Source organism: Rhizomicrobium palustre, assembly GCF_011761565.1.
In the GTDB taxonomy this organism is placed as follows: Bacteria; Pseudomonadota; Alphaproteobacteria; order Micropepsales; family Micropepsaceae; genus Rhizomicrobium; species Rhizomicrobium palustre.
Map to the genome: position 1 here is coordinate 2,398,228 of NZ_JAASRM010000001.1, position 13,275 is coordinate 2,411,502.

Genomic DNA, 13,275 nt, shown 5'->3' on the forward strand with positions numbered 1-13,275 from the left:
GTTCACCACAGCGGCGGCAGCACGGCCCAGGTGCGTTTGGCGTGGGCCTCGAAGGCCTCGCCGAAATGCTCGCGCAGGGCTTTCTCTTCCACCAAAATGCGCACGCTGTAGGAGATGAAAATCCCCGCGAAGGCAGCCGCCAGCGAAATCCAATTGCCAAGCCCCAGCCCCACGCCGAAGACGGTGATCAGCCCGCCGGTGTAAGAGGGGTGGCGCAGCACGCGATACGGCCCGCTGGTCACCAGCTTATGGTCATCGAGGATACGCACCGAGGTGCGGAAGTGCCGCCCCAGGGTGAGCACCGCCCAGCTTCTGAGGAAGATGCCGGCCCAGATCAGCGTGATCGCAGTCCAGACCCGCGGCAGCATGGGCAGGGCCATCTTCGCTTGAGGCCAAAGATGCGGCGCCCAGAAGGCGAGGGTGATGCCCGCGGTAATCAGGACGCAAATCAGGATGAAGGTGCCCCGGTCCTTCTTCTGGCCGCTGCCTTTGCGGACATCGCGGCTGAAAATCCAGATTTCCATCAGGATCCAGGCCCAATAGCTGGTGAAATAGGCGTTGCGGATCACGTCGGGGTTGCTGAACGCATCGGCGAAAGACATGGGCCTCTCCTCAAATCTTGCCTCACCTTAGATTACTCTGTTAAATAGAGTCAACTGTCGTATGGAGTACGGCGTCTGGTTCTTGGGAGGCGGGTACAACTGTCAGATTTCCGGCCTAGAGCGGAGCCGGAATTTTCGAGTGAGTCGCCCCATGGAACGCCGCACATTTCTCACCGCCCTTTCTTCAGGCGCCGCCCTTGCCGCTGTCGCGGAAGCGCATCGCGCGGGCCAAACCGCCAAGGATAAGGCCGCTTCCGGGGAGGCCGGGCGTCGCCTGCGTTTCAGCCGCGAGGGGAAGTTCAAGATCCTCGCCGTCACCGATCTGCATTTCGGCCCTGAGCAGGATCCTTATGCGGTCTCGCTGATCTCCGAGATGATTGCGGCGGAGAAGCCCGATCTGGTGCTCTGCAATGGCGACAACATCATGGGCGGGGATTCCCGCACCATCGCTGAGGTCAAGGATGCGGTGGACCAAGTTGCGCGCGCGATGGAAAAGGCGGGCGTGCCGTGGGCGGTGGTGCTCGGCAATCACGACCGCGAGCATAACGCGCATACTGGTCTCGCCGATGATGCCTTCTTCGCGCTGTTCGAAGCCTATCCACATAACCTGAACGCGGGCTGGAACCGCGCCATCACCGGCACCGGCAATCATCACATGCTGGTCTGGGACGCCGAGGGCAACAAACCGCTCGCCAATATCTGGCAGCTTGATTCCGGCAAGGGCTCAAAGGATGAAACCCTCAGCTATGAATGGGTGCACCAGGATCAGATCGCCTGGTATCACACCACGCAAGCCGAGCTTGAAAAGCGTTACGGTTATCTTCCGGCGCTGATGTTCTTCCATATTCCGGTGCGTGAATTCATCGATCTGGCCGCGAGCAAAAAGATCGAAGGTGCGCGCGGCGAGGATGAAGCGCCGTCGGGCATTAATAGCGGGCTCTTCGCCGCCGTGTTGGAACGCAAGGATGTGATGGGCATGTTCTGCGGCCATGACCACGAGAACAATTACATCGGCGAATATCGCGGTGTGACGCTCGGCTTCATCGGCGTCACCGGTGTGCTCAACGCCTATCCCCATATCGCCGAAACCGATGCGCGCAATGCAAGGCTGCGCGGCGGGCGCGTGTTCGAGCTTTACGCCGACAAGCCCGGCCAGTTCAAAAGCTGGGTCCGCCTACGCGACGGCTCCATCAACTGGGAGCACTGGAACACGAAGCGGGCGTGAAGTCTTTCCCTCTCCCGCAATGGGGAGAGGGAAGTACTGTCCTACTGGCTCGCCCAGATGATGCGGTGCATGAAGGCGATTTCGCTCATCGCGAAAGAGCGGTCCTCATAGGCCGGGTTCAGCGATTTCAGCTCCACGCGCTGGGCGGTGAGGCGTGCGAGTTGTTTGGCCATCACTTCGCCTGCCAGGGTCTTCACCACCACGCGGTCGCCGCGGCGCGGCGGGGCGGCGGGGGAGACCACGATGCGGTCGCCATCGCGATAGACCGGCTCCATCGAGGCGCCGCTGATCTCCAGCGCATAGGCGCGCTCATCGCCAAGATCGGGGAAGGGGATCTCGTCCCAGCCCGCGCCGACCGGAAAGCCCGCATCGTCGAAAAATCCGTCGCTGCCCGCTTGCGCCATGCCCACCAGCGGCACCAGCCGCACCGGCGGCAAGCCGGGCGCGACTTCGGTCACCATCGCCACGAATTCCTCCAGCGAGGCGCCGGTGGCGGTGAGAATCTTGGAAATGCTCTCGGTGGAGGGCCAGCGCAGCTTGCCATTGGCGGTGCCGCGTTTGGATTTGTTGAAGGTGGTGGGATCGAGCCCGGCAAGCTTGGCAAGACCGGAGGCCGAAAGCCTGTTCTTGGCGGCCAGGGCGTCGATCGCGTTCCAAATTTGTTTATGCGTCAGCATGCTGTCGAATTCCTGAACCTTGCTGTGACCGCCATCCGGGACAAATTTCCTTGGATGGTTTGCAATTGGGCCAAATCGCACCTTGCACAAAGTGGCGGTTTGGGCGCTTTCCTGAAGAGAGTGATGCTGAGCAAGGGATTAAGAAGGTGATCCCTTTTGTCGGTTATTGTTCCTAATACAAAGCCGAAGATAGGAATTACCACTTTTTGGCGCTTTTCGTCCAGGGGAATCGCATGATGGATTTAGCCGTCGCAGCCATCCGGCTTCTGCCACCAGAACCCGCACATAAGCTAACGGTGGAACTGGCGGCAAGGTTCGGGCCCTTCCTGCCCGGTCCGGGGCGCGATGACCCGCGCCTGGCAGTCAACGCCTTGGGCCTAAGCTTCCCCAATCCTTTCGGAATTGCCGCCGGCTTCGACAAGAACGCGCGCGCCTTCCGCTTTATGCTGAAAATGGGCATGGGCTTTGCCGAATGCGGCACGGTCACGCCGCGCCCCCAGCCGGGCAATCCCAAGCCGCGCATGTACCGCTTGCCGCAAGACGGCGCCGTGATCAACCGCATGGGTTTTGACAATGACGGCATGGCCGTGGTGGCCGAGCGTCTCAAGCGCCGTGGAAAGGGTATTGTCGGCATCAATATCGGTGCCAATAAGGATAGCGCCGACCGCATCGCCGATTATCGCCTCGGCTTTCAGACCTTGAGCGCGCTCGCCGATTACGTGACGGTCAACATCTCTTCGCCCAATACGCCGGGCTTGCGCGGGCTTCAGAACCGCGAGGAGTTGCACCGTCTGCTTGGCGTGCTGGTCGAAGCGCGCGGGGCCGCGAAGATTCCGCTGCTCTTGAAAATCGCGCCCGATCTCGACGAGGCCGCGCTCGACGATATCGCCGCCGAGGTGCTGGCCGCAGGTCTCGACGGGATGATTGTCACCAACACGACCATTGCCCGGCCGGAGACGCTGAAAAGCCCGCATGCGGGCCAGACTGGCGGGCTCTCGGGCAAGCCGCTCTTTGTGCCCTCCACCTACATCCTGCGCGAGGTACGCAAGCGCGTGGGAAGCAAAATCGTGCTGATCGGTGTGGGCGGCGTCAGTTCGGGCGCAGAGGCTTATGCCAAGATCCGCGCCGGTGCGAGCTTGGTGCAACTTTATACCTCGCTCGTTTACCATGGCGCGGGCCTAATTCCGCGGCTTAAGCGCGAACTTCTGGCCTGTCTGGCGCGCGACGGTTTCGCCTCGGTTGCCGAGGCTGTGGGGGCTGATATCCCCGCCTGACCGCCTCATCAGACGGCGTATTGCCTCTTGGCTAAGCAGGCGCCCCAACGCGGAAAAGCTTCTGAAAACGGGCTTTTTCGCGCGCCCTGTTTCGTGCAGGATGACGCCAGAAATACGTCGCGGGGGTAGGGGCGATGAGTTGGGGTGAGGTATGGCGGCTGGCGGTGAAGACCTTTATCGCCGAGCCGGTTGAGATTCGCATCGCGATCGGATTGGCGCTGGCCTTCCTTGCACTGATGATTTTGGTGGGGCTGCGCTATGCCTTCCGTCCGGCGGGTCCCAAGCCTGAGCCGCGTTTGGCGGAGCCGGTGTTAAGGCCAGTCCTGATGGCTGCCGCACCGCAAGCAGCACCCATGGCCGTGTTGGAGGCCAAAGCCGCGCCGCAGAAGGCGCCGCTCTTCCGGACGCGAAAGCCTTTGCCGCGTGTGGCGCGCAAAACCATCAAGCAGACCGCGAAGCCTTTTTCGCCGCCGCGTCCGGTGATCCGCCGCGCCCGCAAAGATAGCGCCCCGCGGGTGTAAACCATTTTTCCAATATCCACCTGACACACGCGCAATCGCCGTCATCAGACTGCGAGCGATTTGCTATAATGGTTTAGTTAGTAAGCATGTTGGGGGCACAGGTCGATGGCTGACGATCTCGGTAAACTGTTCTTGCGTCTGGGGCTGGGCGGGCTGTTGCTGTTTCATGGCGTGCACAAGCTTCTGACCGGACTTGATCCGGTGAAGTCCCTTCTTTCCGCGCACGGATTGCCGGAAAATCTCGCTTACATCGCCTATTTCGGCGAAATCCTTGGGCCCTTGATGGTGCTGACCGGCGTCTTCACGCGGCTGGGCGCATTCTTCATCTTTGCCGAAATCGCCGCGCTGATCGGTCTTTCGGGGCTGTCGCAGCTTCTCGCGTTTTCACCCGAAGGCGCCTACGGGCTCGAGACCGAAATGCTCTTCATCATCACTGCACTGTCATTGTTGTTTACAGGTGGCGGGCGGTTGGGCTTCACACGCGGTGCTTTGAGCTAAGCTTTCGAACCTGCCGTTAGAGCGAAAATTTTCACACATTCGTCAATTCCTCCGCCCACGTCACAGTTGAGGCGGCAATGTTTATGCTTTTTAATCCCAGAAGATTCGCAATACATACAATCCGTTGACGCGAAAATCGCACAACCGGTTGGTGCAGCGGAAGGACTGGGCGAATGGACGGCATTGCATCCAAAGGCAAGCGCGAACAGACCAAGATTCAGAACCGGGCTTTGATCCTCAATGCGGCGCGCCAGGTCTTCGCTGATCTCGGCTATGGCGCCACCACGGTACGCGACATCATTCGTGCTACGCCGCTCGCTTCGGGCACCTTCTACAACTACTTCAAATCGAAGGAAGAAGTGTATCAGGCGATCCGTGACGAGGTGGCGCTCGCCATCCGTCCGCGTCTTTCCGATGAGCGGCGTAAGGCAACGAGTGTGGAAGAATTCATCCGCTGTACCTTCCGCACCTTCTTTGAATATGTCGCGGGCGACCGGATGAACTTCCACACCATCCGTCATGCAGAAAGCACGCGGCTGCGCACGCCGGAAGTTATCGCGGGCTTTGAGGAACTGCGCGAGGATATTGAGAGCGCCGTCGCCAAGAATGTGTTTCCGCCGCTCGACGCCGATTTCCTGATGGCGGCGATGGTCGGGGTCGCGTTCGAAGTGGCCGAGCAGATGCTGAAGCGTGAGCCTTTGGATCCAGAAGCCGCCGCCGATTTCGCCACCGGGCTTTTCATCGGCGGTGTCCGCGCTATTCCCGAAGCGCAACCAGCGACCAAGGACAGCGCGTCAGACGTGGATTCCCACGCGGCGTAAGGCTCAAAAAGAAATGGCCGGGCGTTGACCCGGCCATTCTCGCGAAATAGCGAAACTGGATTGGGGGATTATCCCACCAGCTTGTCCAGCGCCTTCAGGATCGCGTCCGTCATCGCGGTGGTGCCGACTTTGGTCATGCCGGGCTGCATGATGTCGCCGGTGCGATAGCCTTCCGCGAGCACGTTCTCCACCGCCTTGTCGAGCAGGCGGGCATCTTCGACGCGGCCAAAGGAATAGCGCAGGCACATGCCGAAGGAGAGGAGCGTGGCGATCGGGTTGGCGAGGTCCTTGCCCGCGATATCCGGCGCCGAACCATGGATCGGTTCATAGAAGCCCGGCTGGCGCCCATCCGCCGTCTTGGCGCCGAGCGAAGCCGAAGGCAGCATGCCGATAGAGCCGGTGAGCTGGGCTGCTTCATCCGACAGAATATCGCCGAAGAGATTGTCAGTCAGGATGACGTCCAGGGTTTTGGGCGCGCGCACGAGCTGCATGGCGCAGTTGTCGGCGAGAATGTCGGAGAGCTGAATATCGGGATATTCAGTCTCGTGGATCTTGTGCACGACCTCGCGCCACAACACGCCGGTCACCATCACGTTCGACTTTTCGGCAGAGGCGACGCGACCAGAGCGCAGGCGGGCAAGTTCGAACGCCACGCGCGCGATGCGCTCGATTTCGTGGGTGTAATAGATCTGGGTGTCGACGGCGCGCTTCTCGCCATTCTGCAGGGTGACGAGTTCCTTGGGCTGGCCGAAGTAAACGCCGCCCGTCAACTCGCGCACGATGAGGATGTCGAGGCCGGAGACGATTTCCGGCTTCAGGGTGGAAGCGTCCTTCAGCGCGTCAAAGCACAGCGCCGGCCTGAGATTGGCAAAAAGGCCGAGATCGCCACGCAAACGTAAGAGACCGCGTTCCGGCTTCTTGTCGAAGGGCAGCTTATCCCATTGCGGGCCGCCAACCGCGCCGAAGAGGATGGCATCAGCCGCCTTGGCCTTTTCCATCATGGCATCGGTCGCCGGGCTGCCATGGGTCTCATAGGAAATCCCGCCGACCAGATCTTCTTCTGTCGTGTAGGCGAAACCGCGCTTTGCCTTGTACCAGCCGAGCACGCGCTTGGTGGATTCGAGCACTTCCGGCCCGATGCCGTCACCAGGAAGAAGAAGAAGCTTATAGGTCATGGGGTGTTTCCCTTTTCCGTCATGGCCACCCTTGAGGCGCCATCCATGCTGGAGAGAATTTCCGCTGATGGATGGCCGGGTCAGGCCCGGCCATGACGATCAAAAACTGGGTGCGGAGTTACAGCCAGGGGGCGGAGAGCTTGCGGGTTTCCTCGAAGCTCGAAATGTCCTTCTCGTGGCGCAGCGTCAGGCCGATATCGTCCCAGCCATTGAGCAGGCACTGGCGGCGGAAAGGATCGACATCGAATTTGATCGTGCCGCCATCCGGCCCGTGGATTTCCTGTTTCTCCAGGTCCACTGAGACAATGGCGTTGGCGCCGCGGCTGGCGTCGTCGAGTAGCTTGTCGATTTCGCTCTGGGGCAGGGTGATCGGCAGGATGCCGTTCTTGAAGCAGTTGTTGAAGAAGATGTCGGCGAAGCTGGGCGCGATCACGCAGCGAATGCCGAAATCCAGCAGCGCCCAGGGCGCGTGTTCGCGCGACGAGCCGCAGCCGAAATTGGCGCCTGCGATCAAGATCTTGGCGTTCTGGTAGGCCGGCTTGTTGAGCACGAAATCCGGATTCGGGCTGCCATCGGGCAGGGTCCGCATCTCGTGGAACAGCGCGGCACCGAGGCCAGTGCGCTTGATGGTTTTCAAAAATTGCTTGGGGATGATCATGTCGGTGTCGACATTGATCATCGGCAGGGGCGCAGCAACGCCCGAAAGGTGGCTGAAAGCTTCCATGGCCGGCGGTTTGTAGCTTCTCGGCCCCGTCTTCACAAGACACGTCCTTGTATCGAAAGGACAAAACCTTGAAATGATCGTGCGCGTTGGGGACTTCGCCGCCGTCATCAGGGTTTCTATTTTTTAGAATATCTCTAATTTAGTGGCGTTAATGACGGGGCTCACTATGTTCAAATTCCTCTTTGGCCGCAAAAAGCAGCCAAAATTGGCGGAAAAGCCCGCGCTTTTCGCGGCCGCGAAGCCAGAAGATGTCCAGCCCGCCCCGCCTACGGCACCGGTTCTCTCAGGCGGCGGCGGGGGCATTCATATTCCCGCGCATAAGCTCTCCCGCCGCAACCTGCATCTGCATTACGCGATCAATTCCTTACGCGAGGAGCTGGAAGCGGTGGATTGGTACCGCCAGCGTGCCGACGACACCGAGGATGCCGAGCTGAAGGCGATCCTGCTGCACAATGCCGATGAGGAAATCGAGCACGCCGCCATGATCCTGGAATGGATCCGCCGCCGCGAGCCGCGCTTCGACAAGGAGCTGAAGGAATACCTCTTCACCGATGGCCCGATTGTCGAGGTGGAGAAAAAGGCCATGGGGCGGGAATAGCCGCCAGCCAAGACCGGGTCGCATCGGGCCCCCGCGTCATTCTGCCCATGTCGCCTCTGTCGCGGCAGGCGTAGCGTTTCCACTTCCGACGGCTCGAAAAAGAAAGCCGCGGGGGGAGAGAAACGAACATGGCACTCATGACATGGGACGAGGCCTTGGGTAATGGCGTGGCCTCCATCGACGACCAGCACCGCGAACTCGTCAGCCTGATGAACGCGCTTTACGATAGCGCCAGCACAGGCGAGCCGCGCGATACGGTGCGCTTATTCGATCAGCTCTTGGAACATACAGTCGCCCATTTCCGGCACGAAGAGAGCCTTTTCATCAATACCGGTTATCCAGAAGCCGAGCGTCATCGCCGCCATCACGAGCTCCTCACCGCCAAGGCGATCGAGTATCGCGATTGCGCCGCTAAGGGCGATATGATGGCGCTCAGGGCCGAAGTGCTGCCTCGCCTTGCCACCTCGCTCACCATGCACATTCAAAAAGATGACAAGGACACTTGCGCGTTCTTGTGCTCGATGGGCGTGGCGTAGGGCTTAATCCATCCAAGCTTGTCATCCCGGACGCGCCCGCAAAAATGCCTTCGTCTGGCAATTGGGCGCGATCCGGGATCCACTCTAACGCCTGCTCAGATTTCAAAGTGGATCCCGGGTCTCGTAGCCGCGCGCTACGCAACGCGCCAACTCGCCCGGGATGACAATGTGGGAATAGGGCGGCGAGCAAATTGCCCGCGCGCCCTTTCTAATCACCCCCTCATCTTCTTTGCCGCTGCCACCATGTTGAGCAAGGCGGGGCGGGTTTCGTCCCAGCTGCGGGTTTTGAGGCCGCAATCGGGATTGACCCAGATTTGCTCCGCGGGCAGACGTTCGCCCGCCTTTTTCAACAGCGCGACGATTTCCTCCACGCTGGGCGTGCGCGGGGAGTGGATGTCATAAACGCCCGGCCCGATCTCATTGGGGTAATGAAACTCGGCAAAAGCGTCGAGCAGTTCCATTTTCGAGCGCGCGGTCTCGATGGAGATGACATCGGCGTCCATGGCGGCGATAGCTTCGATGATGTCGTTGAACTCGGCATAGCACATATGGGTGTGGATCTGGGTCGCGTCCGCCACGCCCGAGGTCGCCAAACGGAATGCCGCCACCGCCCAGGCGAGATACAGCACCCAGTCCTTGCGGCGCAGCGGCAGACCTTCGCGCACGGCAGGCTCATCCACTTGGATCACCGAAATGCCCGCCGCTTCCAGATCGGCCAGCTCATCACGCAAGGCGAGCGCGATCTGCGCACACACCGCATCGCGCGGCAGGTCATCGCGCACAAAGGACCATTGCAGGATCGTCACCGGCCCCGTCAGCATGCCTTTCATCGGCTTCTTGGTGAGCGATTGGGCATAACGCGTCCACTTCACGGTCATGGGCTTCGGGCGGCTGACATCGCCGAAAATCACCGGCGGGCGGACATAGCGCGAGCCATAGCTTTGCACCCAGGCATGTTTGGTGAAGGCAAAGCCGGAAAGCTGCTCGCCGAAATACTGCACCATGTCATTGCGTTCGAACTCGCCATGCACCAGCACATCGATGCCCGCTTCCTCCTGCCAGCGCACGCAAGCTTCCGTCTCGCGGCGGAGGAACTCGTCGTAAGCCGCATCATCGAGCATGCCTTTAGCGTGGGAGGCGCGTGCCTCACGCACCACTTTGGTTTGCGGGAAAGAGCCGATGGTGGTGGTGGGGTACAGCGGCAGGCCGAGATAGGCTTTTTGCGCTTTGCGCCGTTCGGGATAGGCAGAGGCGCGCGCCGTCATTTGCGGCGTCACCTCTTCCAGCCGCGCTTTCACCGCCGCATTGTGAATCTTGGGCGAGGTCTTGCGCTTTGCGGCCGCTTGCGAAGAGGCCTCCAAAGCGTCTGCCACCGCGCCGCGGCCTTCATTCAACGCCCGGCCGAGAATGGAAAGCTCATCCAGCTTCTGCACCGAGAAAGCGAGCCAGCTTTTCAGATCGGGATCGAGCCCGGTTTCCAACTCGAGGTCGATGGGCGAATGGATGAGCGAGCAGGACGGCGCCAGCATCACCTTTTCAGGCTTGCGCTTCGCCAAAACCTTCTCCGCCGTTTCAAGCTTGGCGCAGAGATCGCTGCGCCAGATGTTGCGGCCATCGACAAGGCCGAGCGACAGGGTGAGGTCCTCCGGCGCCTTGGCGAGCACGCTATCGAGCTGATCCAGCGCGCGCACCAGATCAAGATGCAGCCCCGCCACCGGCAGGGCCAGCGCGGTTTCGAGATTATCGCCAAGCCCGCCGAAATAGGTGGTGAGCATCAGCTTCACTTGGGGCACTTCGGCGGCCAGAGTCTGATAGGCAAAGCGCAGCGCTTCTTTGGCGGCGTCGCTTAAATCCTGCACCAGGCAGGGCTCATCGATCTGTACCCAGTCTGCGCCTTCCGCCGCGAGTTGCTTCAAGACCGAGGCGTAAACGGGCAGCAGCGCAGGCAGAAGCCGCAGCGTGTCGAACTTCTCGCCCGCGGGTTTGCCGAGAAGCAGGAAGGTGACCGGGCCGACGAGAACGGGGCGCGTGGCGATGCCCAGCGCCCTGGCTTCACGGAATTCATCCAAAGGCTTCGTCGTGCACTGCTCGAAATCCTGATCCGCCAAAAATTGCGGCACCATGTAGTGGTAATTGGTGTCGAACCACTTCGTCATTTCCTGCGCATGCAGGTCGCAGCCGGAGCGCCCGCGTGTGCCACGCGCCATGGCGAAATAGGTGTCGAGCGCCACCGGGCCTTTCGGCATCAGATAGTGCTCTGGCACAGCGCCCACCATCACACTGGTGTCGAGAACATGATCATAGAGTGAGAAATCATTGCTCGGGATGACATCGATCCCGGCGGATTTTTGCCGCTCCCAAGCCCCAGCGCGCAGCGCTTTGGCGCGAGTTTGCAGGACTTCCGCGCTGATCTGGCCTGACCAGAATTCTTCCAGCGCTTTTTTCAGTTCGCGGCGTGTCCCGATACGCGGGAAGCCGAGATTGGAGACAAGAATGGACATGGATACGCCTCGTTGAAGCGCCGCAAACGCGCGTGTTGCGCGGCGGCAGGTAAATCCAGTCCCGGAGGAGATTGAAAAGAACGCGTGCGAAATTGACCGGCAATCCTGCCAGCTCGCATGCGCCTCACCGGAGCACCCCGCCCGTGGACGTTCTTTCGCCGGGGCAGGTCTCCTGGCTCACGGGTCAGCGCGGGGGCCGGTCTTCCCAACGCTAAACCTGCGTCAGTGACATCATCGGCACCCACTCGCCGCTTACAGTTGCGGGGGCAGCTTCGGCATTGCCTCTCGGCGCACCGAATTCCCTCTTAGCTTCCGCCGGTCGTCTGACGGAAGAACCTCGACACGGACATTAAGAGGAAGAGGGGCAAGCCTGTCAACAAGCATATAAAGAAATCTTTATATCTTCATATGCGGTGTGCGGCGGGCAAAAAAACGGCGCCACCGTTTCGGGTAGCGCCGGAAGTCATCGTGAAAAGAAAAATCAGTTCAGCGTCAGCACCGTGACCGAGGCGGGCGCGAGCGTGATCGAAAGTGTGCCGTCCGTGACCGTGGCGGAGACCGCTTTCGGTTTTACCGTTTCGGGTGCGGTGAAGCTGTTCACGCTGTCGAGCTTGGGTGCGGAAAGAACCTCACCCTTTGCCGTGCCCAACGCGCCGGGCAGTTTCACGCTGAAGCTTGCAGGCGATTTGGCATCGATATTGGTCAGCGCGATGACGATCTTGCCGTCCTTGGTCTTGGCGGCGACCGCATCGACCTTCGGCAAGGTGATATCGCCGAATTTATAGGTGCCCGCATCGAAGCTCACCGGCAGGAAGGTGGAATCCTGGAAGGGCACATACATCTTGAAGAGATGATAGGTGGGTGTCAGCACCATCTTATTGCCTTCGGTCAGGATCATCGCCTGCAGCACATTCACCATCTGGGCGATGTTGGTCATGCGGATGCGGTCGGCATGGCGGAAGAAGATGTTGAGATTGAGCGCGGCCAGAACGGCGTCACGCTGCGAGTTCTGCTGCTGCAGGAAGGCGGGATTGGAGCCCGGCGTCGGCGCCAGCCACGCGCCCCATTCATCCACCGTCAGCGAGATCTTCTTTTCGGGATCGAACTTGTCCATCGCCGCCGCCTGTTTGGCGACCAGCGGCTCCATATGCAGCGTGTCCTTCAGCATGAAGGCGTATTCGTCTTCGCCAAAGCCGGTCGAGGGATGCGAGGGCGGCCAAGCGCCCCAGGTATAGGAATGCAGCGACATGCCGTTGATGTCGAACGACCAGCCATGGCGCTTCTTCCAGGTCTCCATTACCGCATCGGTCCATACCGTGTCATCGCCGCCCGGGCCTACCGCCACTTTCTGGGTCGGCACGGCGGTGTTGTAGTTGTTGACGAAGCGGGCATAGAGCTTCATCTGCTGGACGTAATCTTCCGGCGTCATAAGGCCGCCGCAGTCCCAGCTCTCATTGCCGATGCCGATATAGTGGACCGCATAGGGTTCGGGATGGCCATTGGCGGCGCGTTCCTTGCCGAGCGTCGCGGTGGTGGGGGCGGTCATATATTCCACCCAATCGGCGGCCTCCTTCACCGTGCCTGAGCCGACATTCAGCGAGATATAAGCCTCGGCGCCGATCAGCTTGGCGAAGGTCATGAATTCGTCGGTGCCAAAGGTGTTGGGCTCGGGCGCATTGCCCCAGGCCGCGTTCACGCGTGCGACGCGCTTTTTGCCGACGCCATCGCGCCAGTGATATTGGTCGGCGTAGCAGCCGCCCGGCCAGCGCACCACCGGCACATGCAAGGCTTTCAAGGCGCCAACCACGTCGTTGCGGATGCCGCCCGTATTGGGAATTTTGGAGGTCTTGCCGACCCAGATGCCATCATAGATCTGCGTCCCTAGATGTTCGGCGAATTGACCGAAGATGTGCCGGTCGATTTTGGCCCCTGGCTTGGCCGTATCCACCGAGACTGTGATCGTGCCCTCGGCCAAGGCCGGAATACTCACTAAAGATAAGGCCATGACCCAAGGAGCCAAGCGGCGCATATGTCCCTCCAATGTATTTGTATGAGAAATACATAGCGCGCCTTAAGCGTCCCGGCAACGCTCCTTATGGGCGCAGGCAGTCACGCTTTTTTGT

Annotated in this window: 13 protein-coding genes and 1 riboswitch; of the genes, 7 read left to right on the forward strand and 6 right to left on the reverse strand. The window is 60.5% G+C overall.

What is annotated here, in order from left to right; translation table 11 throughout:
• Positions 1-2: 2 nt before the first annotated feature.
• A complete protein-coding gene (locus tag FHS83_RS10775) occupies positions 3-602 on the reverse strand; it encodes a methyltransferase family protein (protein ID WP_167082967.1) in 600 nt (199 codons plus the stop codon).
• A 151-nt stretch (positions 603-753) separates the two neighbouring features.
• Here FHS83_RS10775 and FHS83_RS10780 point away from each other — a divergent pair, with 151 nt between their 5' ends.
• Complete coding sequence (locus FHS83_RS10780; protein WP_167082968.1) at positions 754-1,827, forward strand: metallophosphoesterase family protein; 1,074 nt, start codon at positions 754-756, stop codon at positions 1,825-1,827.
• A 41-nt stretch (positions 1,828-1,868) separates the two neighbouring features.
• Here FHS83_RS10780 and FHS83_RS10785 read toward each other — a convergent pair whose 3' ends face one another.
• A complete protein-coding gene (locus FHS83_RS10785) occupies positions 1,869-2,504 on the reverse strand; it encodes a S24 family peptidase (protein ID WP_167082969.1) in 636 nt (211 codons plus the stop codon).
• A 233-nt stretch (positions 2,505-2,737) separates the two neighbouring features.
• Between FHS83_RS10785 and FHS83_RS10790 the strand changes: the two genes are divergently transcribed.
• From FHS83_RS10790 to FHS83_RS10805, 4 genes are all read left to right on the forward strand, one after another.
• Positions 2,738-3,778, forward strand: coding sequence for a quinone-dependent dihydroorotate dehydrogenase (locus tag FHS83_RS10790; protein WP_208414478.1), 1,041 nt, complete (start codon positions 2,738-2,740; stop codon positions 3,776-3,778).
• Positions 3,779-3,912: 134 nt separating this feature from the next.
• A complete protein-coding gene (locus FHS83_RS10795) occupies positions 3,913-4,299 on the forward strand; it encodes a hypothetical protein (RefSeq protein WP_167082970.1) in 387 nt (128 codons plus the stop codon).
• A 105-nt stretch (positions 4,300-4,404) separates the two neighbouring features.
• A complete protein-coding gene (locus FHS83_RS10800) occupies positions 4,405-4,797 on the forward strand; it encodes a DoxX family protein (protein ID WP_167082971.1) in 393 nt (130 codons plus the stop codon).
• 173 nt (positions 4,798-4,970) lie between these two features.
• Positions 4,971-5,618 (forward strand): TetR/AcrR family transcriptional regulator, encoded by a 648-nt coding sequence (locus FHS83_RS10805; RefSeq protein ID WP_167082972.1) that lies wholly within the window; start codon positions 4,971-4,973, stop codon positions 5,616-5,618.
• 68 nt (positions 5,619-5,686) lie between these two features.
• Here the strand turns inward: FHS83_RS10805 and leuB are convergent, their stop codons facing one another.
• Both leuB and leuD read right to left on the reverse strand, forming a co-directional pair.
• Positions 5,687-6,793: a 3-isopropylmalate dehydrogenase gene (gene leuB / locus FHS83_RS10810; RefSeq protein WP_167082973.1), complete on the reverse strand. Its 1,107-nt coding sequence runs from the start codon at positions 6,791-6,793 to the stop codon at positions 5,687-5,689.
• A 118-nt stretch (positions 6,794-6,911) separates the two neighbouring features.
• Positions 6,912-7,517 carry a 3-isopropylmalate dehydratase small subunit gene (gene leuD / locus FHS83_RS10815; RefSeq protein WP_167082974.1) on the reverse strand — a complete coding sequence of 202 codons (606 nt, stop codon included), beginning with the start codon at positions 7,515-7,517 and terminating at the stop codon, positions 6,912-6,914.
• A 301-nt stretch (positions 7,518-7,818) separates the two neighbouring features.
• On the opposite strand from leuD, the gene FHS83_RS10820 reads away from it, so the two are divergent.
• Positions 7,819-8,115, forward strand: coding sequence for a ferritin family protein (locus FHS83_RS10820; protein ID WP_167085421.1), 297 nt, complete (start codon positions 7,819-7,821; stop codon positions 8,113-8,115).
• A 128-nt stretch (positions 8,116-8,243) separates the two neighbouring features.
• The gene (locus tag FHS83_RS10825) at positions 8,244-8,651 is read left to right on the forward strand and encodes a bacteriohemerythrin (protein ID WP_167082975.1); all 408 of its coding nucleotides are present in this window, start codon (positions 8,244-8,246) and stop codon (positions 8,649-8,651) included.
• Between the two features lie 212 nt (positions 8,652-8,863).
• Here FHS83_RS10825 and metE read toward each other — a convergent pair whose 3' ends face one another.
• Together metE and FHS83_RS10835 are read right to left on the reverse strand one after the other, a co-directional pair.
• On the reverse strand, positions 8,864-11,152 hold the full coding sequence (gene metE / locus FHS83_RS10830; RefSeq protein ID WP_167082976.1) for a 5-methyltetrahydropteroyltriglutamate--homocysteine S-methyltransferase: 2,289 nt from the start codon (positions 11,150-11,152) through the stop codon (positions 8,864-8,866).
• Positions 11,153-11,297: 145 nt separating this feature from the next.
• Positions 11,298-11,507: riboswitch (cobalamin riboswitch) on the reverse strand.
• 126 nt (positions 11,508-11,633) lie between these two features.
• Positions 11,634-13,181: an alpha-N-arabinofuranosidase gene (locus FHS83_RS10835; RefSeq protein ID WP_167082977.1), complete on the reverse strand. Its 1,548-nt coding sequence runs from the start codon at positions 13,179-13,181 to the stop codon at positions 11,634-11,636.
• Positions 13,182-13,275: the final 94 nt, after the last annotated feature.

Excerpts from the sequence above, each read along its gene's own strand:
- FHS83_RS10775 (WP_167082967.1), bottom strand. The coding sequence starts at position 602 with ATGTCTTTCGCCGATGCGTTCAGCAACCCCGACGTGATCCGCAACGCC.
- FHS83_RS10780 (WP_167082968.1), top strand. The coding sequence starts at position 754 with ATGGAACGCCGCACATTTCTCACCGCCCTTTCTTCAGGCGCCGCCCTT.
- FHS83_RS10785 (WP_167082969.1), bottom strand. The coding sequence starts at position 2,504 with ATGCTGACGCATAAACAAATTTGGAACGCGATCGACGCCCTGGCCGCC.
- FHS83_RS10790 (WP_208414478.1), top strand. The coding sequence starts at position 2,738 with ATGATGGATTTAGCCGTCGCAGCCATCCGGCTTCTGCCACCAGAACCC.
- FHS83_RS10795 (WP_167082970.1), top strand. The coding sequence starts at position 3,913 with ATGAGTTGGGGTGAGGTATGGCGGCTGGCGGTGAAGACCTTTATCGCC.
- FHS83_RS10800 (WP_167082971.1), top strand. The coding sequence starts at position 4,405 with ATGGCTGACGATCTCGGTAAACTGTTCTTGCGTCTGGGGCTGGGCGGG.
- FHS83_RS10805 (WP_167082972.1), top strand. The coding sequence starts at position 4,971 with ATGGACGGCATTGCATCCAAAGGCAAGCGCGAACAGACCAAGATTCAG.
- leuB (WP_167082973.1), bottom strand. The coding sequence starts at position 6,793 with ATGACCTATAAGCTTCTTCTTCTTCCTGGTGACGGCATCGGGCCGGAA.
- leuD (WP_167082974.1), bottom strand. The coding sequence starts at position 7,517 with ATGGAAGCTTTCAGCCACCTTTCGGGCGTTGCTGCGCCCCTGCCGATG.
- FHS83_RS10825 (WP_167082975.1), top strand. The coding sequence starts at position 8,244 with ATGGCACTCATGACATGGGACGAGGCCTTGGGTAATGGCGTGGCCTCC.
- metE (WP_167082976.1), bottom strand. The coding sequence starts at position 11,152 with ATGTCCATTCTTGTCTCCAATCTCGGCTTCCCGCGTATCGGGACACGC.
- FHS83_RS10835 (WP_167082977.1), bottom strand. The coding sequence starts at position 13,181 with ATGCGCCGCTTGGCTCCTTGGGTCATGGCCTTATCTTTAGTGAGTATT.